General features: G+C 46.1%; 18 protein-coding genes and 1 pseudogene. 9 read left to right on the top strand and 10 right to left on the bottom strand.

Annotated features, from left to right (window positions below):
* Positions 1-33 precede the first annotated feature (33 nt).
* The 6 genes from LS482_RS20555 (at position 34) to LS482_RS20530 (ending at position 7,023) form a co-directional block, all read left to right on the top strand.
* The gene (locus LS482_RS20555; protein WP_233029464.1) at positions 34-702 is read left to right on the top strand and encodes a C40 family peptidase; all 669 of its coding nucleotides are present in this window, start codon (positions 34-36) and stop codon (positions 700-702) included.
* Positions 703-786: 84 nt separating this feature from the next.
* Positions 787-2,325, top strand: coding sequence for a hypothetical protein (locus tag LS482_RS20550; RefSeq protein ID WP_233029463.1), 1,539 nt, complete (start codon positions 787-789; stop codon positions 2,323-2,325).
* A gap of 120 nt (positions 2,326-2,445) precedes the next feature.
* A complete protein-coding gene (locus tag LS482_RS20545; protein ID WP_233029462.1) occupies positions 2,446-4,215 on the top strand; it encodes a hypothetical protein in 1,770 nt (589 codons plus the stop codon).
* Positions 4,216-4,230: 15 nt separating this feature from the next.
* A complete protein-coding gene (locus tag LS482_RS20540; protein WP_233029461.1) occupies positions 4,231-5,826 on the top strand; it encodes a hypothetical protein in 1,596 nt (531 codons plus the stop codon).
* Positions 5,827-5,838: 12 nt separating this feature from the next.
* The gene (locus tag LS482_RS20535) at positions 5,839-6,399 is read left to right on the top strand and encodes a hypothetical protein (protein ID WP_233029460.1); all 561 of its coding nucleotides are present in this window, start codon (positions 5,839-5,841) and stop codon (positions 6,397-6,399) included.
* Positions 6,400-6,543: 144 nt separating this feature from the next.
* The gene (locus tag LS482_RS20530; RefSeq protein ID WP_233029459.1) at positions 6,544-7,023 is read left to right on the top strand and encodes a hypothetical protein; all 480 of its coding nucleotides are present in this window, start codon (positions 6,544-6,546) and stop codon (positions 7,021-7,023) included.
* Between the two features lie 7 nt (positions 7,024-7,030).
* Here LS482_RS20530 and LS482_RS20525 read toward each other — a convergent pair whose 3' ends face one another.
* Together LS482_RS20525 and pxpB are read right to left on the bottom strand one after the other, a co-directional pair.
* On the bottom strand, positions 7,031-7,873 hold the full coding sequence (locus LS482_RS20525; protein WP_233029458.1) for a 5-oxoprolinase subunit C family protein: 843 nt from the start codon (positions 7,871-7,873) through the stop codon (positions 7,031-7,033).
* Positions 7,866-8,603 carry a 5-oxoprolinase subunit PxpB gene (gene pxpB, locus LS482_RS20520; protein ID WP_233029457.1) on the bottom strand — a complete coding sequence of 246 codons (738 nt, stop codon included), beginning with the start codon at positions 8,601-8,603 and terminating at the stop codon, positions 7,866-7,868. Before pxpB ends, LS482_RS20525 begins: the two co-directional genes overlap by 8 nt.
* Positions 8,604-8,729: 126 nt before the next feature.
* Between pxpB and LS482_RS20515 the strand changes: the two genes are divergently transcribed.
* Together LS482_RS20515 and LS482_RS20510 are read left to right on the top strand one after the other, a co-directional pair.
* The gene (locus LS482_RS20515; RefSeq protein WP_233029456.1) at positions 8,730-8,987 is read left to right on the top strand and encodes a DUF6364 family protein; all 258 of its coding nucleotides are present in this window, start codon (positions 8,730-8,732) and stop codon (positions 8,985-8,987) included.
* Complete coding sequence (locus tag LS482_RS20510) at positions 8,984-9,409, top strand: type II toxin-antitoxin system VapC family toxin (RefSeq protein WP_233029455.1); 426 nt, start codon at positions 8,984-8,986, stop codon at positions 9,407-9,409. The genes LS482_RS20515 and LS482_RS20510 overlap by 4 nt, the downstream gene beginning before the upstream one ends.
* A gap of 47 nt (positions 9,410-9,456) precedes the next feature.
* Here the strand turns inward: LS482_RS20510 and pxpA are convergent, their stop codons facing one another.
* From pxpA to LS482_RS20490, 4 genes and pseudogenes are all read right to left on the bottom strand, one after another.
* Complete coding sequence (gene pxpA / locus LS482_RS20505; RefSeq protein WP_233029454.1) at positions 9,457-10,185, bottom strand: 5-oxoprolinase subunit PxpA; 729 nt, start codon at positions 10,183-10,185, stop codon at positions 9,457-9,459.
* A 68-nt stretch (positions 10,186-10,253) separates the two neighbouring features.
* Complete coding sequence (locus LS482_RS20500) at positions 10,254-11,459, bottom strand: Nramp family divalent metal transporter (protein WP_233029453.1); 1,206 nt, start codon at positions 11,457-11,459, stop codon at positions 10,254-10,256.
* A pseudogene (locus LS482_RS20495) lies at positions 11,459-12,550 on the bottom strand (DUF2891 domain-containing protein). Before LS482_RS20495 ends, LS482_RS20500 begins: the two are co-directional and overlap by 1 nt.
* A gap of 152 nt (positions 12,551-12,702) precedes the next feature.
* The gene (locus LS482_RS20490) at positions 12,703-14,238 is read right to left on the bottom strand and encodes a YifB family Mg chelatase-like AAA ATPase (RefSeq protein ID WP_233029452.1); all 1,536 of its coding nucleotides are present in this window, start codon (positions 14,236-14,238) and stop codon (positions 12,703-12,705) included.
* A gap of 306 nt (positions 14,239-14,544) precedes the next feature.
* On the opposite strand from LS482_RS20490, the gene LS482_RS20485 reads away from it, so the two are divergent.
* Entirely contained in the window at positions 14,545-15,348 is an 804-nt protein-coding gene (locus LS482_RS20485; RefSeq protein ID WP_233031862.1) for a serine O-acetyltransferase, read from the top strand.
* A 5-nt stretch (positions 15,349-15,353) separates the two neighbouring features.
* Here LS482_RS20485 and LS482_RS20480 read toward each other — a convergent pair whose 3' ends face one another.
* From LS482_RS20480 to LS482_RS20465, 4 genes are all read right to left on the bottom strand, one after another.
* The gene (locus tag LS482_RS20480; protein WP_233029451.1) at positions 15,354-18,047 is read right to left on the bottom strand and encodes a DUF5695 domain-containing protein; all 2,694 of its coding nucleotides are present in this window, start codon (positions 18,045-18,047) and stop codon (positions 15,354-15,356) included.
* 13 nt (positions 18,048-18,060) lie between these two features.
* The gene (locus LS482_RS20475) at positions 18,061-20,409 is read right to left on the bottom strand and encodes an alpha-L-arabinofuranosidase family protein (RefSeq protein ID WP_233029450.1); all 2,349 of its coding nucleotides are present in this window, start codon (positions 20,407-20,409) and stop codon (positions 18,061-18,063) included.
* Positions 20,410-20,507: 98 nt separating this feature from the next.
* Positions 20,508-23,546 (bottom strand): beta-L-arabinofuranosidase domain-containing protein, encoded by a 3,039-nt coding sequence (locus LS482_RS20470; protein WP_233029449.1) that lies wholly within the window; start codon positions 23,544-23,546, stop codon positions 20,508-20,510.
* A gap of 250 nt (positions 23,547-23,796) precedes the next feature.
* On the bottom strand, positions 23,797-25,707 hold the full coding sequence (locus tag LS482_RS20465) for a DUF4859 domain-containing protein (protein ID WP_233029448.1): 1,911 nt from the start codon (positions 25,705-25,707) through the stop codon (positions 23,797-23,799).
* Positions 25,708-25,719: the final 12 nt, after the last annotated feature.

Raw genomic sequence — 25,719 nt, 5'->3', positions numbered from 1 at the left:
CGAATTGGGATCAAACCTTGAAAATCAATAATTATGAAAAATATTCTGCAAATAGCCACAAATGAAATCGGTGTAAAGGAAGTGTCCGGAAGCGATGCAAACCCACAAATATTAAAGTATGCCCGGGAGGCGGGTTTTCCGAATTATACATCAGACGAAACCGCCTGGTGCAGCCTGTTCGTAAACTGGGTGGCATTCAAGGCCGGACTGGAAAAATCAAATAGCCTTTCGGCAAGGTCGTGGCTAAATGCAGGCTTTCCGGTAAACAACCCCGAACCCGGTGATGTTGTCGTCTTTTGGCGTGAAAGCCGCAATTCGTGGAAAGGCCATGTAGGCATATTTCTCGGTTTTTCATCCAATGGCAGCAGAATATATTGCCTGGGGGGCAACCAGGGCAACCAGGTCTCTGTAACAGCCAAAACTTCCGATAAATTATTGGGCTTTAGAAGGCTTCGTCCTGGTGGAAATGTCAGTTTTTCCCGGAAAAACCTGAAGAAGGGCCATACCGGGACAGAAGTAGCCCGGTTGCAGGATGCCCTTAAACAATTGGGATATAACCCGGGAACTTCCGACGGGATTTTCGGACCCAAAACGGAACAGGCACTCAAAGATTTCCAGGCTTCCGACCGATCGTTGACCATCAACGGTGTTTTCGATAAAGCCACGAGAGAACATTTAACCGAATTGTTAAACCAGCAATAGATGAGGTTATTCGTTATTGACTAAATAACTTATTAACCTAATAACCAAATAATTAAACAACTGAATAACGTAAACATAGAAATCATGGAGAATAAAGTATTACCGGAAAAACTAATGAATTCCGTTTTAGGCAAATTATATGACATCCTGACCAATGGAGATGATGTTGTCCCCAAGTCAGATGACAATTACTTAGCATGGCTCTCTGTTGGGATGCCTTACCCGAAAGAAGAGTTGGAATTCTTATCTACCGGACTTACCGGGGTCATAAGGGAACCCGAAAAAGAAGAGGAAAACGAAGGCGAAGACGGAAAAAAATCAAAACCCAAAGAAAAAACATCTGAAGAGATCAACCAGTTACTGGCCCAGGATGTCAACCGAAAATACATGCAGGCCGAAAACCTGGCACGCCTGTGCGATATGGTTCCTGATACCAGTGGGGTAACAGGTGACGTTACCATGAATGTGTGGAACCAGGAAAATTCTCTATCCCTGGCTTACCGGCACATCCTGAAGTTCAGCCAGGTGGCCAATTTTGAGCCCGATGAAAAAACGAAGGCCAAAATAGAACGCCTTCGCGGACTCCTTCAGGAGAAAAAAATAAAGAAGAATATCGTTACCGAAGAAGAGGAAGAAGTTATACAGGAAACTCCCCTGGTAAAAATGTACAATGAAAAAATGCAGCAGTATATGAACGCCGCACTGGAATACAACAGCCACCGGGTAAATGCCCTGGCCGGTAAAGACCCTGCGGCCGTTCATTTCTGGAGTTTAAACGCTCCCATTCTGCGCAATAAGGTCATGGCGGCCAAAAACGACTGGATCACCAACGGCTTTAAGGAAGAATACGACCAGATCGCCGCATTTATAGCCCAGGTAGAAGGCCGGAGCATGCTTACCTTAAAGCAACAGTACATAGACGATATGGAAAAGGCCAGGCTTACCGGTATAGCTTCCGGCTCCGATTTTTACTATACCTCCCTCCTGCCCGGCGGTTTTGCCGAAACCGATAACGGTTGGACCGAATTTACGTTCAGCAGTACCGATTACCAGTCGAACTACAAGTTCGATTCCAAAAAAGGTGGCGGAGGTGGTGGCTTCTCTCTCGGTTTTGTCAGTATAGGCGCCCGCGGAAGCCATAAAGAAACCAAAAGCAAGACAAAGATCGATACTTCCCGGTTCAGCCTGCGGTTCAAAATATGCCAGGTGCCCATTGTACGTCCCTGGTACAACGTAAACTACCTGACCAGCAAATACTGGAGGTTTGATATTAATAACCCCGAGTTTAAGGACAATATGGTCTCTGACGGGGAAACCCCTCCCAGCGGAATGATCCCGGCTTATACCACAACAGCCATTTTTGTCAAAGATCTTTTCCTGCATTTTGGCGAAAGCCACTCCGAAATAACCAGTGAAATGGAAAGCAACAGTGGCGGCGGATTTGTTTCCTGGGGCCCTTTTCACGCCGGAGGCAAATATGAAACCAACAGCCAGGAACGAAATATGGACTTTGAAAGCGACTCGCAAGGTATAAAGATCAAAGGGATGCAGTTAATCGGTTTTAAATGCCATATCCTGCCCAAATCTCCCGATGCCAAACCTAATGTGGAGGAATGGGTGTAAGTTATGGAGTTGATGAGTCCTGGAGTTTTTTAGTTCGCTCTACGCATCAACTCCACGACTCCAGGATTAAGTTAATGAGTGTTAATCAACTAATCCGGTAATCTGCTAACCTAATAACCGATGTCACAATTAGCTACCATATTCACCAAGATCAAGGAAGATTTTGTAAAAAATCACCTCCGGGAGGAGAACAAGGAGAAATACCAGTTGGTCTTTTCCCCTTTCTCCACCGGATTTGATTACGACGATTTCTTATTCCTGGATACCAATAGTGCCGCCGAAGAAGCCCGTACCTATCTCGATGAGCTCTACGAATTTTCCCAGATGGCAAACACACTCCCCAGGGAAAATAATTTCTGGACCATTTCCGGCGATCAAAAAGATTACCTGTTCAATGCCTATGGTACCATCCTCCACGGCCTTAGGCTTATGGACCCCGACACCCTGACCATAAACATGCTTTATGGCCATCCCGTATTTGAAAAAGCCATCAATACCCTGGAGGGTGAAGCATATGATACGTACCGGTCTTTCCGCAAACTCCAAAAAAAGCTAAAGGAAGAAATAAACGAATTACAGCAAAATACAAGTTCTTCTGATGAAACCACAACTTCCCTGGAAATAGAAATGAAAGAACAAAACCTTAAAAAGATCGAAAAGGAATGGACAGATGCAGGGAACAAAGACAAGGTGGAAAAAGAGATCCTCGTCATCATAAAAGATGAGTTTAAAAGATTTATGAACCGGTTTATAGACACTAAAAGCAAATTAGAAAGCTCCAGGAGAACCCGTATAGAAGAGACTTTTTATTACACCAGTTGTACCCCAAACAATCTGTACAGGGGAAACGAGGTAGACTGGAAAAAAATTGAGATCGGCAAACAGGAACTAAACACACTGTTAGAAAGTGTAAATGAACAGGAATACAGTGAGGTTTTCGGAGGTTCCGAACTCGCCGATATCGACATCGAAAAAATAGAATTTGAACTCTTGTTTGCTCATATTACAAGGCCCTGGTTTGACGAATCTGTTCTGCGCTCCCCTTTTTGGAATATCCATATTCTGAACAAGGAAGAGGTCCATATCCCAAAAATCACCAGCAAACTTATTTTTATCAGGAATGTCACTATTAAATTGCCCCGGCAATCCCAAAAGAACCAAAGGCTTTTACAAAAAGATCAAATACAGAATTTAGGGCCTTTTATTATTAACACCGCACAGTTAAAAGCCGGGCAAAACCTCCGGTTAAAATCGGTAAACACCGCACTGAACATCGACAGAAAGACCGTAGTGAATGTAGCGGCCAAACTGGAAAGCAAAGAGAAAAGAAGCGGAAAAAGCGCAAAAAACATTATTGCAAAAAAACAACGCCAGTTTGTTACCCTCGCTCCCCGCCTGCAAACAAAGGTAAAGGTAAAAACGGAGCCGAAAAGGCAAGTTAAGGCCATTCCCAAAACATTTTTAAAGGCCATGAATCCCGTGTTACTTTCTAAAAAAATTGTTTTCCACAAGGTTAGAAGTGAATTTATTTTTACTGAAAAGGGCACCCGTACCCCCGTAAAAGTCACCCCTCATGATATAAAAATACTTATCAATAACAAGCCGGCTAAAATTACATTTTCCAACAAACAAATAAATATCCTCATTGCGGACCTAATTGCGAAAAAAAGGTATGAATTGCAGGTAAATGTTTCCGGGTACAAACCTTTAAAAATAACATTTGCATTGTCCTCCCGGGAGAAAACCAAGCTATTCCGCAGACATATCAACCTGGAAAAAGAAGCAGAAAAAACAGAAGAAATCAATGTAGAAGGTCTTCAGCTTATCGGTGTGGTGGCAAAAAAGATAGCGCCTTTTCCCAACCCGATAAAAGACGCAGATTATATCTAACAAAAAAATAAAGTCATGACAGCTAAAAGAACAAGTAAAAACAGTGGTAATAAAAATTACAGGTCGTCCTCATCAAAAGGAGGGGGCCATGGAAAAGGAGGTTCCTCTTATGACAATGATCGTTATTCCAAAGGAAATGACTCCTATAATGACAATTATAACAGTTCTCCGTCAAAAGGAGGGCATTATGATGATGGTGGTTACGGGAAAGGAGGCTCTTCCTATGAGGATAACCGCTATTCCAAAGGAAATGATCCCTACAATGACGATTATGATAGTTCCCCGTCAAAAGGAGGGCACTATGATGATGGAGGGGCATATGGAAAGGGAGGTTCTTCCTATAACGATGACCGTTATTCCAAAGGAAATGATTCGTATAATGACGATTATGGCGGTTCCCCGTCAAAAGGAGGAGACGATTACGAAAAAGGAGGCTCCCCCTATGATAACGAACCCATAAATGACCCTCCTTATGATGATAGTGACGAAAGTGAGGAAATAAGCAAACAACCACAAACCGACAACCGGAGAAATACTTCCAAAGGAAACGGTGACAGCCAGCCCGAAGCCGATATGACTTTTACGGAAGAAGAGGTATATGGCGATAATACTGCCGATATGACCTTTACGGAAGAAGAAGTATATGGCGATATGTATGACGCCCCGGTAAGGGATGAAGTCTATGATGACGAAGCCCCGGATCAGGATACGGATTCGTGGGATACCCCGGTTTCCCCGGCGTCCCTCACCCAATCGCAGGTACAACGGGTAAAGCGAAGAATGCGGATTCCCGACGACGGTTTTTTGGTGACCACCTCCAGGGGCAGATTGCGCCGAAATCTCGAAGTTGAGCGTATAAACCAGTTATTGGAACAACTGGAAAACGAAGATACAGACCGGCATATCAGGAATACCATCCGGCTCTTTACCGAAGACCGGGACGAACGCTCGCACCAGGACAGAAACCAGATCGATATTGCTTTTGCCCTGGCAGTGGCTATCAGGGAATCGGGTGTAAGAACGGCAATTTCCCGGTCCGAAAGAAGGATCGTAACTGCGGGAAGGGACGCGCATACCGAAGGCCGGTCCGGACTTGACTGGGTGTACGACTACAAAAGGTATTTCCCGTCTTCCATCCGTAACGAAGTACAGCCCGTTGTGGGAAACTCAAGGGTTTCCGGGTCATTCAGAAGAAATGTACATCCCGCGTACCTGAGGGAAAGGGACCTGCTCGCCGCTTTTATCGTTGAAATAAGAATGAGACACCGCAGGTTCTTACGGCGGTTCCACAATCACGAATTCAGAAACGGATTTACTGCGGAACAACGCCGGATGCTGCTCGACAGGATGAACAGCGATGCCAAACGCGCATGGACACAAGCGGCCTTTGGCAGCAGGATACACGATCTGTTAGTGGAAGCACGGCAACTCATCCGGAACAGGCTTAACGACGGGGCTTCCTTTAGCCAGGTTGTTGAAGATGATATGGTAAATCTCAATTCCATCATTACAAATGACAGCATTATGCCCACCAATCTAAGCCGTCAGCGCACCCGGATATCGGCAGCAGAAGGTTTACTGATAGAAGAGATCGTAAACGGAAGATATTAAAAATAACACAAAATGAACGACATAACCAGTATCATCACAGACAAAATATTGAGTTACGGTATTTCCGGTTTTGCTTTTGTCCTGGTTGTTCTTACGTACTTTATGATGCGGTCGGAATTTCACCGTGAAGCCCCCAGGAAGATCGTCATTAAAACCATATGGTTTTTTATGGGGCTGGTACTTTTTTCCACTGTAATGGTCGGACTCTTTAGCGTTCCTGTGGCCAGTAATAACAGCAAACTAAGGGGTGAAGTGGACACTATGACCGTAGATATGGCACAATTAACAGAATTAACAGAAAACTATGAATCTGCCATAAACGAGTTGGCTGCTATGCTCGAAAAAAAATCCGGCACGGGAGATTCTGATATCGGGGAAAATCCGAAAAAACCGGATAGAGACAAGATCGATCAATATGCCTTAAATAAGGATTTGATAAACAAATACATAACATTAGATAAACTAACCGTACCCGATAGAGAATATATTCTGAACGACTCTACAAGGACGGCCATAAAAAAAGCGGCCAGGCACAAACTGGATACGCGTAACCTTTCTTTGAATAATAGATAGTAAAAGCGATTAAACCCGCACAGAATGACGAATGACAAACCGCAGAACCATGAATGATGAAGTTTTATAAATAATACTTCGATATTCATCATTCTACAAATCACAGTCTTGGGGTCGTAGTTAAATCCATAAAATTCCAAACCGATGAAAGTAAACTGCATCAATGAAAAAACATATCAGTTAATGGATAATGGGCAATGTGAAGGCCAACTGACCTATATTAAGTCTTTTTCCAGGAAAGCACAAATCACCCTGAAAAACCAGGAATGTTATCAAATAAAACCACTTGGATTCTTAAAAAAGGGGATCTCAATAACCTACAACGATAAAGAAATAGCAACCCTGCATGCAAACTGGAAAGGACAGATTATCATTAACTATCCGGATAAAGGAAAATATGTTTTTAAAACAAAGGGGCTTTTCAATAAAAGTTATACGATCGAAAACTCAAAAAGAAAAACCGTATTACAATGTAAACCCAGAACCAAATGGGGAAAATTGCAATGTGATTATGATATATCCTATTGTAGCATGGCAGAACAATCATTTATATTAACAGGCATTTACGTAGCCAATTATTACAGGATTATGGTGGCCAGAAAAGCGCGTTCTGCATCATTATAAGATGATTTCAAATTACATGAAACCCGATGGTATCCCCCGCTTTCTTCTGTGCCAAAACAGAAATACTTCTTTCGGTAAGTTGTAAAATCCGGGGGTATCCGCCGGTAGTTTGACAATCTTTCATCAAAACAATCATCTTTCCGGAGGGTGTAAGCTGAACTGTTCCGGGCAAAGTGGCCGAAGTAATGATACTCAAGTCATTAGGCGACAACCGTTCTTCCAACTGGTAGGCCATACGATTGTTTTGTGCAGAAATGGTAAACCCTGTGGTGTTTAGACGCGCTATATCGGCTTTTGGCAGTAATCCGTATTCCGGTCCGGGATACACCTCGATCCGGGTATCAAACAAAAATTCGTTGTCGATCTTTATTTCGATAAGGTTTTCTATATCGCCGGTAAAGGGTTCATAAGGCAGGGTATTTCCCTCCAAAATCCGGGCCGATGGGGTTACCGGTGTATACAACGACCGGCTTTTTAGCACCAGTTCGGTTTTAAGCCCCCCTTTTAGTCCGAGGTATGCCCGGAAGCCTTTTTGTAATTTTCCAAAAGAAAGTGCATCTCCCGGCGCTATCTTTATTACCCGGTTATAAGGCATATCAACATCATTTACAACAGGGTTCATTTTCGCCCCGGTCAGTACAATATGCGTAGCCGCGGTAAACTCCAGTGATGGTCCCGTCATGGTTATTTCCAGAACAGCGGCATTATCATCATTATTGAGCAATCGGTTGGCCAGTACGGCAGAAAAAGTATCCATGGCCCCGGAAACCGGAACGCCCATATCCCGGTATCCTGTTCTCCCCGTATCCTGTACAGAAGTATAAAAACCCGGTTTTGCCACCTTAATCATACCACTTCTCTTTCTTTATCTTATAAACTCCGGCCGCAGCTTCAATACTTATCAATTCGTATTCGGCCTTTTTTATGCTGTAAAACTGAACCTTGTCCCCTATTTTTATTTTACACGGCTTTTCCCTTGCGGCATTGAACAACCTTACCGGCGAATTCCCTATAATATTCCACCCGCCGGGACTTTCCTGCGGATATACCCCGGTTTGCTTTCCGCCTATCCCTACGGCACCCCGGGCGATCTTTGGCCTGGGTTCGTCCTTACGCGGCGCAAACAGTTTTTCGTCCAGTCCTCCCAGGTACATAAAACCGGGTAAAAAACCAATGGCATATACGGTATATGTGCCTTCGGTGTGCAGCTTTACTATTTCTGCTTCGGTCATGCCTTTTTCTTTCGCGATCAGGGTGAGGTCCAGCGCGAACTCTTCATCATAACACACGGGAATTTTCCATAGCTTCCGTTTTAAAGGTTTATTTTTCCGTTCGGGATATAAACTTCGGAATTTACGGGTGACTTGTTCCGTGTCTGTTTTCTTCGGAAAAATAATGAGAAGAGAGTGATACGCGGGTACCAGCTCGCAATCCTCATCAAGGGTTTTACGGATACTGTTCCGAAACCGGATGACATCTTCCAGGATAGCGTCATCGATCTCCTCCGGCCATTCGATAAGCATGGCCTTTTCTCCCACGGGCTTGTATGTAAGGTTATAGTCCTTCAAAGGCAAACACATATCGCTAATTACCAAAAAAGCTTCTGAATTTAAAAGTTAATCCTGCATAAATTTATAATTTAAAGTGGTTATCTGCCAGTAATACGTATTAATTTTATATTTTTGTCGTATTAAAAATCCCGTGTTATGGATGCCAAAATCACCTTGTCCTTTGACAAAGATGTCATCGATAAAGCCAAAGCATTTGCCCAATCCCAAAACGTAAGCCTGTCGAGGCTCACAGAGTTCCTGTACCGACAAATTACCAGCGGGCATTACCAAAACCTGGAAGAATTGCCCATTGCAAGCTGGGTAAATATGGTGGCAGAAGGCGAAGCCGAATACAAGATCACCCCCCGAAGCAGAAAATCGGCAAAAGAAGAGTTCTTCAAAAACAAAAAATGAAGGTATTTTTAGACGCCAATATTTTGGTTTCGGTGCTGAACAAAGAATATCCGTTGTTCAGTTATTCCTCAAGACTTTTGAGTCTGGCGGACAGCAAAAGATTTAAACTGTTCACCTCTCCGGTATGCCTGGCCATCGCTTTTTATTTTGCCGAAAAGAAAAGCGGCAGAAAAATGGCCAGACAAAAGATCCGGATGCTTATTTCCAAAATCCATATCGCCGAAGCAGACCGAAAGGCTGTCGTGCTTGCTGCAGAGCACAAAGCTGTCGAACATTTCGAGGACGGACTGGAATATTACGCCGCCTTAAACGCGGGATGTCAATGTATTGTAACGGAAAACACCGGTGACTTTTACTTTTCGGAGATCGAAGTACTGCAGCCCCATCAGTTTTTGGAACAACACGTCATAAAACATTTATAAGTTATTCGAGGCATCTTCGATCGGCTTATTGCATAACAAAAACAACATTATACCCCGTTTCGGCACTTGAATGCTTTTGAAAGAAATTCCAGTATTTCCACGGCATGTTCATTATCGCCGTGCAGGCAAAAGGTATCGGCTTTAATGGCGACCTTGTTTCCCTTTACGGTAAGTACTTTACCCTCTTTTGTCATGAAAAGCAGATGCTCCAGGACTTTTTCCTTATCGTGGATTATGGCATTGTCCGCACTTCTGGGCACCAGGGAAAGGTCGTCGTTGTAATTCCTGTCGGCAAAGGCTTCGTATTTTATGCTGAAGCCTTCGGAGACCGCAAGCCTCTCTATCTCAGAATTACAGGGAGCATATATAAAAACACTTTCCCTGTATTTTTCTATGGCCGACAAAAATATTTCTGCCGTGTTCCGGTCCCGGGCCATATCGTTATACATAGCCCCGTGTGCCTTGATATGATACAATGCCGCCCCTTTTTTCCCTACAATATCTTCAAGTGCCCCAACCTGTTCCCGGATCGAAGCGATCAATTTTTCCGACACCATGTTCACGGACCTACGGCCAAAATTTTCCCGGTCCGGATAAGACGGGTGCGCTCCGATCTGCACTCCGTACTTTATTGCAAGGTCCACTACCCTTTGCATGGTTTCTTCATCACCGGCATGGCCACCACAGGCTATACTGCATGAAGATATATGGGGCATTAACAGGTGTTCGTTGTCCAGGCCTTCGCCTACGTCGCAGTTGAGGTTTATTTCGGACATTGTTATTGGATTATTAGGTTAACAAAATTAGTAAAACCCGTTTTGTGCACTATAAAAAGGGATATTTTTCAGGGCCACCACCCCAAAACCTTAAAAATACTCCGTATTCCCAGTACCATTGCCACCAGGATGATGATCCCCGAGGCCAGGTTTTGTATAAAGGTATTTTTATACCTGCCCAACACTCCTGCCCTGTTCACCACCCACCATAAAAACAGGGCTATTACCGGCAGTAAAATACCGTTGGCTACCTGGGCAAACAAAATGAGCTCTATAGGGTTCAGGCCCAGGGAAGCAAAAACCACCCCGATCCCTATAATTACAAACCACACCATCCTGAACCTGATATCGGCCAGGGAAGCCTTCCAGCCAAAGCATCCGTTAGCCACATAAGCTGCAGCAAGCGGAGCCGTCACCGATGAGGTGATCCCGGCTGCAAACAAACCCGTACCTATAAAATATGTGGCAAACCTGCCGTAGAGGGGTTCCAATCCCCTGGCCATATCCATTACATTGTCTACATTCGTCAGGCCGCTTCCGGCTGCGGTTATGATAATGGCCATAGACACCATTCCTCCCAGGACTACAGAAATCAGGGTATCTTTCCGCGCCGGTTTCAGATCGGACTCCCGTTTCCACCGTTCCCCTACCAGCGAAGCGTGCAGAAAAAGATTGTAAGGGACCACCGTAGTCCCCACCAGACCGATAATGGTAAATATACTGCCTTCCGGGAATCCCGGAACAAAAGCACCCCGAAGAACAGCCCCGAGGTCAGGTTTGGTGATCACCGCTGCACATAAAAAGGATAAACTCATGATCAATACGAGTCCTATCATACAGCGTTCCAGCACCTTGTAGTTCCCGATAAAGAGAAGCACACAGGCTATAACGCCTATTACAAGGGGGTAAACAGCGTCATATTTTTCCCCGAAAAGACCGGCCACGCCCAGGGACGCCCCACTTAGATTCCCTGCTTCATAGGCCGTGTTTCCAATAACTACGGCCGAAAAAACCAGGATCATGGCAGGTATTTTCAGCCATTTATATTTTAACTGGCCCTGGATAACGTCGGCAAGTCCTTTTCCTGTGATGATACCGATACGTACGGTCATTTCCTGAAGGATCACAGTGGCCACAATAGAAAGCACCATTGCCCAGAGCAGGGCGTATCCGAATCCAACCCCGGACAGTGTACACACGGTAACTGTGCCGGGCCCGATAAATGCCGCGGCAACCAGTGTTCCCGGGCCGATATTTTTAAGAAATCCAAACATCAGCGTGCAGTGTTCATGGCGTATACGGCAAAAGAACCGAGCCAGTGAGTGCCTTCATAATTGTCGTCCACAATATGGGGAAGTGATTACAGTACATGATCATCGGCTATTTTTCGCAAGTGTTTGTATTCGGGCAGGTCCCCCGCTATTCCGTATAAACACCACGCCCGACTAAAGTTCACCCCGTCCAGGTGCACCAGTTTGCCATCTTCCCTATCCGATACTTTTCCCTGTTCCAAACTAAAAGAATCATCGCCCAACTGTGGCAAAAACTTTTGAAGCCAGTCCCGGAATTCTTCCTTGGGAAGCACTCTTCGCATAATGTCGGCTTCTTCCAGGCATGGCGACAGGAAGTCAAATCCTCCGGGTTCCCAGCTCATGGGACAATCCGCATCACTAAGGTAAAAATCCCTGGCTCTTTTACCTATGAGTCCGAGAAGTTCGGTATTGTTCACCGCTTTTGCGTAGTCATGGGCAAAAGTAAGCCCGAAAGCAGTGTTGGGATGTTCCCCTACCCGTATGGGATAATTGAGTTTGGGCAGAAAGTCCAGGTATCCTTTGACGACAATATCAGTGAGCGGTTGCAGGTTCGCTTCCAGTTCCCGCGCCATAGGGTCGTCCCACATATGCAGTTCTTCGGCAAGTTTCAATAACCATGCCCATCCGTAGGTTCGCTCGTAGGACGGTTCTTTTTTGAAGTAGTCAACTTCAGCCAGAATATTTTTCCGGGATATGTTCTCCCTGAGTTTTTGTCGCGCTTCTTTTGTAAATTCCATATCCGGGAACTGTTTCAACAGACTGACAAGCATCCAGTGCCCGTGTACGGACGAATGCCAGTCAAAACAGCCGTAAAAGGCCGGGTGTAATTTCTGCGGGGGCTGAATATCGGTAGAATCTTTCAGCGTTTGATTCAGTTTATTGGGATATTCGGTCTGCATACAACTGAGTGGTAACCGGGCCAATCTTCCGGCTTCTTCAGGGGTCAGTTTTACTTCCCGGGAATCTTTACTGATCCTGTCGGGAGTATTTTTCTTTTTTTCGGGAGTACAGCAAACCAGTACAAGCAATAACGCGGTAAAAAGTTGTTTCATTTTGTAGCTATTAGACATTAGGTATCAGATAGTATGCGGAGGGCGAAACCTTATAATCCTCGTGGTTTTTATCTGATGGTTTTATTGTTGTTTTATAAAATTTCACAGGCTTGCGATAAATTGCCACATTATCAAATTAACTCCATCGGCAATTACCCCAACCACCCTTCGCGATCAAGACTACGGTATTGTATGGCTTCGCTGATATGGTTTCCCGAAATTTCCGGGGCATTATCCAGATCGGCGATGGTCCTGGCTACTTTCAGTATGCGGTCATAGGCCCTGGCCGACAAATTCAGCCGTTCCATGGCATTTTTAAGTAACGCTCCGGAAGCGTCATTCAACGCACAATATTCCCGTATCTGCCGGGTATTCATCTGGGCGTTATAATGGGTGTTTCCAGAATTTTCAAAACGGGCGGCCTGTCTTTTCCGTGCTGCGGTTACACGTTTTCGTATTTCCACACTGCTTTCCCCCTCCCTGTCGTCCGAAAGTTTTTCGAAAGGTACGGGTGTTACTTCAATATGAATATCTATCCGGTCCAGCAACGGACCGGATATTTTACCGAGATAACGTTGCATTTCTGCCGGAGAGGAAGTTACGGGGGCATCCGGGTCGTTAAAATAACCTCCCGGACTCGGGTTCATACTGGCCACCAGCATAAAGGAAGAAGGGTAGGTGACTGTAAATCTGGCCCTCGAAATGGTAACTTCCCGGTCTTCCAGGGGCTGGCGCATGACTTCCAGGACACTGCGTTTAAATTCCGGGAGTTCATCGAGAAAGAGGACGCCGTTGTGTGAAAGCGATATTTCCCCGGGCTGCGGATAGGTTCCCCCTCCTACCAGCGCCACGTCCGATATTGTATGGTGCGGTGAGCGGAAGGGACGATCTGTCATCAATCCCGAATTTTCTGTCCGTCCCGTGACACTGTGTATTTTAGTGGTTTCCAGGGCCTCATGTATGGTCATTGGCGGCAATATACTGGGCAGTCTCTTGGCGAGCATGGTCTTTCCGGAGCCCGGCGGACCTATAAGAATGATATTATGTCCGCCTGCGGCAGCTATTTCCATACAACGCTTTATGCTTTCCTGTCCTTTTACATCGGAAAAATCATATTCGGGGAAATCGAGTTTGCGGTAAAATTCCCGTTTGCTGTCCACTTCGGTCGCTTCCAAAAGCTTTTTTCCTTCAAAATGGTCGATAACCTGTTTTATGTTTTCAACGCCATAGACTTCCATTCCGTCCACGATTGCCGCTTCATCTGCATTTTGTTCGGGCAGGATGAGGCCTTTAAAACCTTCATCCTTTGCCTGCAGGGCTATGGGCAATGCTCCTTTTACGGATTGCAGGCTGCCGTCCAGGGAGAGTTCGCCCATAATGATATATTCTTCTATGCCGTCACTTTTTATCTGTCCGGAGGCAGCGAGTATGCCAATGGCCAGTGTAAGATCGTAAGCCGAGCCTTCCTTGCGCATATCGGCAGGTGCCATATTTATAGTGATCCTTTTTCCGGGAATTTTATACCCGTTGTTCTGCAGGGCGGCAGCTATCCTGTAATTACTCTCTTTAATGGCGTTGTCCGGCAACCCTACCAGGTGATAGCCCACTCCCAGGGCAACATTGACCTCTACGGTAATTGTTGTGGCCTCCACCCCTAAAACGGCACTTCCGAATATTTTTGTTAGCATTTGCCTCTTTTTTGTTTAAAAATATAAAAATTAACAAATATGTAACATAAGGTTCTTAACTTTGTCTTTCACAGCCATAAAGTTATAGTACATGTTTTACCTTCATCATTTGTATATAACCTACTGGAGAGTTAAATCCCTCATCGGTGTCTGTTAAATATCCCCGGGAGGTATTCCCTGCTTCTTCCGCTTTTTACGAGTTTTTCGGTTTAAAACACAATTATTAATGTGTTCAAACCGGTATTTTAAAAAAATATAGTCCTAACCCTTTTGCCCTGTATGGCAAAAAACAACGCAACACACACCATGAAAAAAGAAACCATTATATCGAACATTATAAAACACAAACAGACTCCCAATCTGAAATTTGTATTAAAGGAAAAAACCGAAGCCTTTGCTTCCCGCCTGTTCTACACATTATTTGACAATGATACTTCTGTAGCCGAAAATATTGATTTGCTTGAAAATGAATTCCAGGAGATTATTGACCTGGCCTGCTGGGCCCCGGGAAAACCCTGCGGAAAAATCTGGGAAAGCTATCTCAATGAACTCCCGGAAATTCTCAGGAAACTCAATCTCGACGCCAAGGCGACCGTTGAAAATGACCCGGCTTCCAGGACCATCGAAGAAGTATGCCTGTCCTACCCGGGATTTTATGCAATCGCCATTTACAGGCTGAGCAGACCGTTACACCTGTATGGCCTGCCCATCGTTCCCAGGTTAATGACCGAATATGCACACCGTCTTACGGGAGTGGATATCAATCCGGGGGCACAGATCGGGGAATCATTTTTTATCGACCACGCTACCGGGATCGTTATCGGTGAAACAACGGTGATCAAAGACCGGGTAAAAATCTACCAGGGTGTTACTCTCGGTGCGCTTCACGTGGAGAAATCGCTTAAAGATGTGAAAAGGCATCCCACCGTGGAAAGCAATGTTACCATTTATGCCAATGCTACCATACTGGGAGGAAAAACCGTAATCGGTGCCAACAGTATTATAGGAGGTAACGTGTGGCTCACCAGTTCTGTACCCGAAAATTCACTGGTTTACCACACGCCGGATATTAAGATCAAATCAAACGGAAAGATAAAGAGTGAAGAATAACGGTTTTATAACGCTATCCTTACTTCCTTATTCTTTAATTTGACCGCATAGGCTCCCCGCACTTTTTTATAGGGGAGCTTTTTCTTTTCCCCCTCTACCCTGAGATAGGCCACGGGTGTAAACTCATCTTTCGGGTTCAGTATAACTTCCACCTGCCCCGTCTGCCCGTCATAGCTTACTTTTTTAAAAGTCCCGGCATCAAGGGTAAGCCACATTTTTTCCGGTGCGATGTAAATCCTGTTTTTGGCTCCCGTGGTCGGTTCCACTGTTATCCGGTCCTCTTTTTTTGTCATGTTTCCGCCAAAAGACAACCACCCCAGCTCATCGTCTTTGGTAATGTATGTTGCGGTGTTTACGGCATATCCGAAAAAACCGGAACCGTAATCTCCCGATAAACCATCTATTTTCAATGCGGACGGAAACGAATGAAAGGCGGCAGGACCGAAACCATCACGGGTAATATTGGAAATGGCCCCCAGCAATCCGCCATAGCCCACCTTCAGCAGGTGCAGGTCTTCCGGTTTTTTTCGGTATCGGGCAAGTACAGGGATGGCATTGAGCCCGGAACCGTAATGATGTATCTGTCTTTCCACCCGGGACAGTTTTCCTCCGTAGAGAAAATCCCAGTACCTGCGGGCATTCCCATTATATGCCCAATGCGGTATGACGGGCATGTATGCAAGGATGGCATTTAGTGTTACGAGTGCTTTTTCATCAAAACCGAAATAATCGGACCAGGCATAAACTTCTTCCTGTCCGGTGGAATCCCAGGGCATTTCACTACCGAACGGATAATTCAGCGTATGCCAGTGTTCAGTCCTTTCTTTCATTTTGGCTTCCAGAGTTTCGGCCATATCCGTGTAATTCTCACGTTTCAGGTCTTCCAGTATCCTGAGGAATACCGTACCTTCCATCTGACCGAACTGTGCATAGTAAGGAGCCTGTTCTGTCATGGCTATAACCGTGTGATAAGCATTTTTAAGGTACCAGTCCCATTCTCTGTTATCTACCAATCCGGTATGGTATCTGGCCAGGCGGTACATCACCCAGTATGCGGCCGCTACGTGGGGATAATTGTACGACCTTCCCACATCATCCGCACCTTTTTTGTCCCAGGCTGCCCAGGTACTGTAATCTATGTCCTTGCTGTAAGTCCCTTCGGGCATCTGCTCCGGTTCGTAATAAAAGACACTTTTCTTAACGCCGTATTTTTGTGGTCCGTCGCTGTGCTGAATGGTTCCCCAAAGCGTTTCATCCACAAAGCGTTGCAATTTTTTCAGTTCCTCCTTATCCGGTTGTACCAGTTGTTTCATCACGGCTCCCAGCCAGCTTCCCGCACCGCCTTCATCACTCAACCCGGCTATCCAGGCCCGGCTGTCTTCGGCAACCTGTTTCTTCGTTTCATAGTCGTAACTGATCACGGAAGGGTTCCTGCGAAAAGGGTCGTTTTCCCGGTCAAACCATTGCTCGGTCATAAGAAAATGTCCGAAGTCCCTGACTACCTCACTTTCCGGTTTTATGATCTTATAATGAATGGTTTGCTCCAAACCGTTTTTATACCGAACGGTAAGCCGTGTCCTCCCCCATTTTTCACCGTAAACCGCATATTTCCGTATCCCTTCGGATGTAATACCTTCGGGTTCTATCTGCAAGGCACCTTCGGGTTCAACTGTAAATGTATCCACCTCTTCCTTATAGCGAAGAAAAAGTTGTCCCCTTACATCCAATGGCAACACATATCCCGGAATCCCCACAGCTACCGGACGGTTTTGTTGTGCAAGTACATCCGGTATTTCCCGGATAGCATCAGCAAGGATAAATTTCAGGGAATAATCCCGGGATTCCCCGGGTTGAAGTATTTCCGAAGTCGGTTTGTTCCATTGCTTCGCTCCTTTCCATTCGTTTTCGGCATAGGCCAGGCTATGTGCCATCCACTCGTGAAACCCTTCGAAAACAATGCTCCGGGGCGTGGGATCATCGAGTAAGGGGCGATACGCTTCAAAAGGCATATTCTCCCCCGGAACCACCAGAAGATCGGGACCATTGCCGTGCAGGCGTTTTACCTCCAGGTAACCGGCGTCTTGTCCTATGTACGGATCAGAAAATACATTTTGGGCATGAGCTTCGTCGAGGGATTTCCCTTCGAGTATATTATTAAAGACCATGGGAATGCCCAGGCCTCCCATTTCTACTTCAGTCCCGGTAGTATTCGTGATTTTAAAATGCATCACCAGGTTACCGTTTTCTGTTTTGTAATAACGTTTTACCGACAGGGGAATGTCGTCAGGCAACGTATTTGACAGGTCGGCAGCGGCCAATATATTTCCCGAAACTTCCAATACCTGTACCGGGGCGCGTTTTGATGCCGTGGAATAGGTTTTCCATTCACCGCCCGGTTCCCTGACCCTTAAATTGATATCCCCGAGGTGATAAAGACTGTCCTTATCACGAACAGCCAGGCGATTGCCGGGTGTAAAGTCAAAATCCGGATCAGTACCGGGAGACAGTGCGGCAATGGTTTGGGAGGACTTTACCAGTTTAAGCCGAAGAGCACCTGTTTTATGGGTTGAAAGGCCGCTTTCCAGTTCCAGTACCGACGGCCTGTTTGTAATCTTGCTCCAGTAATCCTGCGCTGTTGTTGTATGAATACTGATCAGAACCAATATTACAGTTGTCAGATTTCTAATATCCTTTATCATTATAGTTTTCGCTTTATTTTTTGACTAATGGAAAAACGTAAATATTTGCGCTTTCCCGGGGGATGGTTATACTGTTATTTTCCAGTGTAATATTATTTTGGACGATCCGGATGCGTTCCCGGTTATTTTCATCATTATACGCCATATCGTTTTCTCCGGTAAGACTAAATTGCCGTCCCCCGGATTCTATCTGCTGTCCTTCAATATTCAGTATGAGGGGATAGTTATTATGCGTGGCATTGATTACCGATACGGTCAGGAATTTACCATCTCCGGAAAGTGTGGCGGCAACATCCAGGGGTTGCGGAACTCCTTTGACAGTCAAAGGCCGGGTTCCGAAATGTTCGCGATACAGTTTCAGGGCCAGTCCGGTGCCTTCGAGCCAGCTATCGGTTTTTGTCGTTTTTATGGCACCTATCACATTGACAGTCTGTGCGTAATTGGCCATGTAAAATATATCTGATTGCCGGGAGAATTCATTAAATCCGGCAGCTATTCCGAGAGCGTCTCTCAAATAATACCGCGTTCCGAGCAAACCGTAAACATGAGGGCCGTACCAGTAATTCCACTCGTCCAGTGCAATTTTGATCTCTTTATTTTTTAACCGGGGAAATTCTTCGCGACACCGGCGATGTTCATCGGCGATTTCACGAATGGCGTCCGGTATCTGCCTTACGTGAGTAAGGAGCCCCCCTGCATGCCAGTCCTGCCGGTAAAAATGTTCACTGATGTAAGTCATGTTCTCACTGCAATGCGAATACATCATATCATTCCATTCCCCCGGAAAACCTACGGCAATAAGTTCAATATCCGGGTCGACTTCTCTCATGGCCCGGGCCACCTTATTGTGTTTTTTGACATAATCTTCTACGGGCATATGCCCCAGTTGCCAGTCGCCGAACATTTCATTGCCCACGGCCCACAACTTTACGTCATAAGGCTCGGGGTGACCGTTTTCGGCACGCCGTTTTCCCATTCCGGTGCTGACATCTCCGTTAAAATATTCCACTTCTTCAGCAGCCATTACTGCAGTTCCCAGTCCTGTGTTTACGGCAATGTTGGCCTCGGCACCGAGCAATTTACACAAACGCATGAACTCATGGATACCCACATCGTTATATTCCAGTCCGTTCCAGGCCCGTTCATATCTCGTGGGCCGGGTATCCGGATCGCCAATGCCGTCCTTCCAGTCATAACCGGAAACAAAATTACCTCCCGGCCAGCGATAAACGGGAGCGTTGAGTTCTTTCATGAGTTCCAGTACGTCCGGGCGAAACCCGTCGATATTATCTTCGGGCATCAGGGATACGGCAGCGAGGGTTACTTTTCCCTTACCGTAAAAAGTTATGCCGAGTTTTCCGTTTTTAGAGGAAGATACCGGGGTAAATTCCAATGGGACCTTTACAAATCCGCCACGGGTGATTTCTGAGATTCTCTCTTCTTTATTTTCTTCTTCCGTGCCCAGGGATACCTCCATTTTGGTGACACCCTGCTCAGCCTTAAAAACAATCCGTCCCACATATTTTTCCCCTTTTTCCAATACCAGGCTATCCTGGGTGAGTACAATTTTACCGCTGGATGTTCCCAGAACGGGCATATTTCCCCTGGAATAGTTTTTAGTACTATCCGTTAAAATTGTTGTGGTATCCACATTGGTCTGCCACGGTGATCTTTTTGCTCCCGGGGCATGGTAAAACTTGCGGTCCCGGAGCATCTCGGCCCAAATCCCTCCGTAAATACACTTGCCCATGTGCTCTATAAACTGTCCGTACAAGTATGGAGACATCGGTTCCCTGATACTGTCCAGACCGATTTTTACCCGGGGTTTCAGATCGCTGGACGAGACTTCTTCAATACGCATGCGATCAAAGTACACAATACCGCTGGCCTTTCCCGATTTCCCCAGTAAACACTCGATCATCACGGCATCATTGGCCCCGGTTTTAAAAGGGATCTCTACAAAGGTCCAGTCGTTATCTTTCCGGAACAGGGTGTCTTTCTCCATGTCAATAGCCCCCAACCGGAACCCTGCTCCGGCATGTTCGTTTTCTCCCCGTACATTTTCGGTTTTTATATATCCCGATATACGATATTCCGAAAAAGGTTTTACGGCAACACTCCGGTACCAACGGTCTGTGGTAAGGGTGTCTGAAGCGATCATAAGTATGCGCGTATCGCTTCCGTCAGACCGTATGTCACTGTAATGTTGCTCCGGACTCCAATATTCCGTTTTCCATTCTTTATCTTCGGGACGCTCCTGTCCGGAAGGAGATAGCAGCACTCCGTCGCCGGATGGGGATGTGCACCCGGAAATTACTCCTAATATGAAGCTCCACAGGAAACGGTAATTGTTTTTTAACATACTCATTTTAATATTGAACAACTGCCAGCTGGACTTAGGATTACAGGACATAGGACTTATGATAATCTGATATTAACCTGCACCCCGTGTCTTTCGTCTTATTCCAGCGTAACATCGAGATACACCGAATGACGTCCGTAGGTTTCATAAAAAGGTTTGAATTTCACACCGTCAATAGTGAACTGCAATTCCCCCGGAGTACCTTTAATCGTTTTGCCGATATCTCCGGCATTTAAGCTTACTTTACGCCACTCCTTTCTCGGTTCCGACTCCTGGGCGGCGAGCAGCACCGGTCCGTAAAACAGGCTGGCAATATTTTGCTGGTCCATTACAGGTTCAAGGTGAAATGTAAATGGCATTCGCAATGTTATGGTATCGCCGTCTTTCCATTTACGGCTTATCGTAAGATAGCTTCCCGGCCTGGTCTTAAACTTTTTCTCCTTACCATTGATCTTTACAAAAAATCCCTGGGTAGCCCATTGCGGAATGCGCACATTCAGATCGAATTTTCCGCTTCCCTTAATGGTTAAAAGGATACGGTCTTCTTTCGGGAAATCAGTCGTTTGCTCCACGGTAATATTACGCTCGTTCCACTTTAATGTTGAAGGGATATAAAGATTGACATAAAGGGCACTGTTGTCCTTATTTTTAAAATAAATGGAATTCTGTAGTTTGGTATTGCTTTCGAGGGCCGTACCATTACAGCAGGTAAAGCCTGTCATACCGGGATTTCCGAATTGTTTCACGGACCCCGGCCTGAGCGGAACATGATAGGTATTGGCCGGGCTGTCCTCGGCCACAGAAGCCAGAATGTGATTGTACAGCCCGCGCTCATAGTAATCCATCAACTCTGCCCGCTGATCGTATAAAAACAGGTTCCTGGTCAGTTTCAGCATGTTATATGTGGCACAGGTCTCGTTCTGTCCACCAGCAGAGAACCCGTTTTCATAAAGGGTGGCCGGCTGGCTGACAAAGCATTCTGCATTGGCAGGATCACGTGCTCCCGCAACCCCTCCGATACTGTACATATAATCGTTTGTTATCTTATTCCAGAAGTTATCGGCCACCCGGTAATATTCGGGGGCATCGGAGTCGCGGTACATTTCAATAGCCCCTACAACCTGGGGAATATGCTGATTGGCATGCAGCCCGCGAAAGGTATCTACATTTTTGGCCAGTCCGTGCGAATGCTCCGCATCTCCGAAAAACATGTCGATATTATCAAATAACCGGGCTGCTTTCAGGTAACGTTCTTCATGGGTGATCCGGTATAAACGTGCCATAGCCTCATTCATGCCTCCGAATTCACCGGCAATATAAGTATTCCACATCTTTATAAGTGTCGCCGTGGGTAACCTGCTTAAGCGGGCATATACCCAATTTCCCATACCCGTAGCCACATCAAGTGCTTTTTTATTACCGCTTACTTCGTACACGTCCATCAACCCGGCCAGAATTTTGTGCAGGGTATAATAAGGTGCCCATACCTGGGTATTCTGTCCTCCATAGGAAGCTCCGTTTTCGAGCATAATAAACTGGTCGGGGGGATAAGCGCTGATGAATCCTTCACCCCAGTTCCAGTAATCGGTACGGATACCCGATTCGCTGAGATCAGAATCATAATCCTGTTTCCCCGGTCCGGGAGGCACAGCTGCCGGACCAGACACATACGCAGCACCGGCTTCCGGTGGTCGCCCGGACATTTGCGACAATTCATACAGGGTATTTACCATATAATTCATCTTGTCCGCAAAATTATCCCGGAGTGACTTATCGTATGCCGTACCGGCATAAGCCTGTGCGATCGCTGTAAGGTAATGCCCCGTAGCATGTCCCCGCAATTTGGTTTCCTGGCTATCCCAAACTCCCAGGGGCTTTGCTCCTTCGGGCTGTTTTTGTCCAAAGGCATTGCGGAACATATAGAGGAAAGCGTCAGGATTCGTTTTGGCCAGCGTGGTTATGAATTTATCGCGATTTTCCATGAATCCGGTATCATGTCCATGAACATCCGGCCTTAAGAAAACCTGGTCCAGGCCAAAGGTTTCCAATTTGCGATCGGGTGTAGCAGGTTCTTTCCCGTTTTTTACCGATACCCTGGCCTTCGGCCGGAGGTCTGTACCGGCAACTCTACCTGTCACTGTGTAATGTCCCGGTTGAAGCACATCGCTATTATCTGCCGGAGCAGGCCAAAGCACACGTACTTCCGGACCATCCACCCCATCGCGGTATGTTCCCTGTACATAACGGGGTAACTCCGGTAAATAGCCCACATTGGTCTCTACCTCCACATCCGGTATATCAACCAGGTATTCATTATAAAGTTGCGGTGTGGCCGGGGAAAATTCCGGGAGATCGTCTTCCTGCTTACCCATACCTGCGGTATCTTCATTCACGCCTTTCAGCGCATTGTAATAAATTCTGGCGACCTGTTTTGTACGCAGGGGAATGCGATAAATGCGGAAATCATGTATATAGGCATTGAGATAAGGTGCCCCGGGTAAAATCGATTTTCCTATATAGAGCAGGTTCTTTTCTCCGGACTCATTGCCAAACACTTTTCCCAACTCCAGAGACATATCCCCGGTTTCTCCCACCTGTTTACCGTCAACATACGTACGCATGGATTTTGAGGGAAGGTCAACAACTACGGCAAGATGTACCCAGCGATCAACCTCTATGGCGGATGAAACCGGGCCGTTCTTGCCTTCGGTAGCAGTTGTAATTAATGCCTGGTATCCTTCCCGGACATCTGTTCCGACAGGTGCGGCAAAAAAATGCGCTCCGTCATTCGTTCCGAAATCAAAAAAACGTTGACCGCGTTGCTCCGAACGCAGATAAATCCATCCCGTTATACTAAGCGATTCTATTCCTGTAAGCACTTCTCCGGGAACGGCGACAAAAGATTTTCCCTTTCCGGAAAGTGACAACACCTCCCCGAACCTGTCATCATTGATAAATTTCGTACCGGAACCCTGAATTCCGGCATGCAAATTATTCCGGGACCAGTCTCTGCCATCTCCGTCGAATATATAACGTGCAACCAATCCCGTTTCACCTATCCCGTCTAATATCTGATCGCCGCCCTGTGCACGGACATGTCCAAACCACGTACCGGCCAGGCAAAATCCGGCAATCATAATCCTTTTAATTTTCTTTGTAATCATTACCTTCATATGGTTATTGTCAATATCGGGAGGGTTGCTCCCATAATTTATACAGTACCTGGTGCTAAATTAAAGAACTTATCACTCCTTCATCACTGTCTAATTTCCCGGATTCTATTTAAGATCGGGAAAAAGGGGTGCTGTCCTCAAAGGATCATCCTCCGGATAGGTGAACTTCACCGATGTAAATTTCATTTTGTCAGTAATTATTTATCAATTGTTTTTATTGAATTGTAATATTGAATACAAAGGTTGCCTGAACGGTTTGTCCGGGTTCATATTCATATACCAAAGCCTGTTTTATGGTATACTGGTCACCGGGTGCACATTGTCCGGGATATTGTCCTATGTCGAACTTAAAGGCTGTGGCATCGTATTCAGCATACACCCTCGCATTGCTGCCCCAGGCAGATACATCCCCATTGGCGTCGAACCAGTGTCCGTACCCATTGGCCGTGGTTTCACTGTTAAGACTGCCGTCACTTTCCACCGCATGGAATGTAATACTGCCGTCCATTTCGTTCGCGATCTCGTTAGGTTGCAGAACAAAAGCCTGTGCCAGGTCGGCAAGGTCTTCATCCAGTACCACAGACGTGCCCGGATAAGTATCGGCACTATACGGAAAACTTATATCATATGTCAAAGTTACATCGGCAGGTGGTTGTGTTTCATCGATCGGGATGTTCCCGTAAAGGTCGGTGTTTGTAAATTTCACCTTGTAAGGCCATTGGTCGTCATTGCTTTCGTCATCGTCCCAGGGATGCGGGGCATAGGTATCCGGTGCCCCGGTAACCACAAACCATAATTTACTGCAATTTTCCGGAACCGTGAAAGAGACGGTATTGTTTGTTCCCTGGTTCATATCGCCATATACCCGGCTGCCACCTTCCAGCAGGGCTACATAACCGTACCGCCATCCTGCCCTTCCGGGGGCTTCCACCTGGTTAAAGCCCGAAGCATTCACCATGCCGGTAAATTCGGTGGCTATTTCGGTACCTGCCGCCGGAACACTTAACCGGATGACATTGTAACCGGTAGTTCCAGGACAGTGATCGTAAGTAACCTGATAGCTACCGTCGTCAAGCATTGTACTTTTATAGGTTTGCGCCCCGATGTAATCTGCACCGATATCCCGTATGGCATCGAGGTCCCATGTAACAAATCTGGTGGCCGCATCGTATATTTCGTCATTGAACTGCTGTGTCGATATCCCGGTAATACGCATATAGGCCTGGATGGGATCTTCGGGCTCTTCCGCTTCACGCCATAACCTGCCTATAATATCCTTCCCGTGTTTATCTGCCCAGTAATAATGTATAAAATAGCTGGCATAGCGATAATCTTCATGACAAATGTGCCTGAAATAGTTTTCGGTATACACCCCGAAATGGTGAGAGGTGAATGCCTGATCGGGATAACTCTGATAGGCCTGCCATTGTGCGGTCTGTTCCCAAAAGCCATTACCGCCGTTCCCGCCAAAGCCGTAACGGAAGCCCGATCCGCCTCCCAGGTCGCAATGTACCTGGTACTGGAAACTGTGCCCTATTTCATGGGCAATAGTCGAACCGACGGGCTGGGAAGTATTGGGACTTACCCATAAAGCCCCGATAACATCGTCGTAACCCGAACCCGTAGCCAGCCATTCATCCTGATAGTACAGGAAGATCATCATTTTATAATTGTCGAGATTGGAGTTTCCTGTTCCGGTCTCGGCAAATTTGAGTTCATTGACGTTCAGGTCGTAAAACGCTTCGGCCTTGTTTAACATGTCGTCAATATCCACCCGGTATGCAGCAGGAACTTCGGCCGAGCCGGGATCACGGTTTCCGTAATCTTCTCCCCAAAACACAATGAAATGCTCGGACTGCCTGCTGCGTCCGTAATACCAGGTGCTTGTACTGTCAAAAAAATCCATATCGCTAAACTCCTGCGGGATATAGATTTTGGAGGTATCCACCGCAGAAGGATCGAATGCTCCCTCAGATGGTGTTTCCGGATCAGTATCCGGAAGTTCCGGATCTACCTTGGCACATCCGGTAATCAAAACGGCCAGAATGGCTGCTGTAAAAAATAGTGTAAGGACTGACCCCTTACGGTTATTCACGTTTTTTGTTTTAAGATCGGTTAATTTCATAGGTGTCTGCTT

The organism is Sinomicrobium kalidii (genome assembly GCF_021183825.1).
Lineage (GTDB): Bacteria > Bacteroidota > Bacteroidia > Flavobacteriales > Flavobacteriaceae > Sinomicrobium > Sinomicrobium kalidii.
This window is presented reverse-complemented; position numbering and strand designations above follow the sequence as displayed.

Bases quoted from the DNA above. Each gene is read 5' to 3' on its own strand.
- LS482_RS20555 (WP_233029464.1), top strand. From the start codon at position 34: ATGAAAAATATTCTGCAAATAGCCACAAATGAAATCGGTGTAAAGGAA.
- LS482_RS20550 (WP_233029463.1), top strand. From the start codon at position 787: ATGGAGAATAAAGTATTACCGGAAAAACTAATGAATTCCGTTTTAGGC.
- LS482_RS20545 (WP_233029462.1), top strand. From the start codon at position 2,446: ATGTCACAATTAGCTACCATATTCACCAAGATCAAGGAAGATTTTGTA.
- LS482_RS20540 (WP_233029461.1), top strand. From the start codon at position 4,231: ATGACAGCTAAAAGAACAAGTAAAAACAGTGGTAATAAAAATTACAGG.
- LS482_RS20535 (WP_233029460.1), top strand. From the start codon at position 5,839: ATGAACGACATAACCAGTATCATCACAGACAAAATATTGAGTTACGGT.
- LS482_RS20530 (WP_233029459.1), top strand. From the start codon at position 6,544: ATGAAAGTAAACTGCATCAATGAAAAAACATATCAGTTAATGGATAAT.
- LS482_RS20525 (WP_233029458.1), bottom strand. From the start codon at position 7,873: ATGATTAAGGTGGCAAAACCGGGTTTTTATACTTCTGTACAGGATACG.
- pxpB (WP_233029457.1), bottom strand. From the start codon at position 8,603: ATGTGTTTGCCTTTGAAGGACTATAACCTTACATACAAGCCCGTGGGA.
- LS482_RS20515 (WP_233029456.1), top strand. From the start codon at position 8,730: ATGGATGCCAAAATCACCTTGTCCTTTGACAAAGATGTCATCGATAAA.
- LS482_RS20510 (WP_233029455.1), top strand. From the start codon at position 8,984: ATGAAGGTATTTTTAGACGCCAATATTTTGGTTTCGGTGCTGAACAAA.
- pxpA (WP_233029454.1), bottom strand. From the start codon at position 10,185: ATGTCCGAAATAAACCTCAACTGCGACGTAGGCGAAGGCCTGGACAAC.
- LS482_RS20500 (WP_233029453.1), bottom strand. From the start codon at position 11,459: ATGTTTGGATTTCTTAAAAATATCGGCCCGGGAACACTGGTTGCCGCG.
- LS482_RS20490 (WP_233029452.1), bottom strand. From the start codon at position 14,238: ATGCTAACAAAAATATTCGGAAGTGCCGTTTTAGGGGTGGAGGCCACA.
- LS482_RS20485 (WP_233031862.1), top strand. From the start codon at position 14,545: ATGAAAAAAGAAACCATTATATCGAACATTATAAAACACAAACAGACT.
- LS482_RS20480 (WP_233029451.1), bottom strand. From the start codon at position 18,047: ATGATAAAGGATATTAGAAATCTGACAACTGTAATATTGGTTCTGATC.
- LS482_RS20475 (WP_233029450.1), bottom strand. From the start codon at position 20,409: ATGTTAAAAAACAATTACCGTTTCCTGTGGAGCTTCATATTAGGAGTA.
- LS482_RS20470 (WP_233029449.1), bottom strand. From the start codon at position 23,546: ATGATTGCCGGATTTTGCCTGGCCGGTACGTGGTTTGGACATGTCCGT.
- LS482_RS20465 (WP_233029448.1), bottom strand. From the start codon at position 25,707: ATGAAATTAACCGATCTTAAAACAAAAAACGTGAATAACCGTAAGGGG.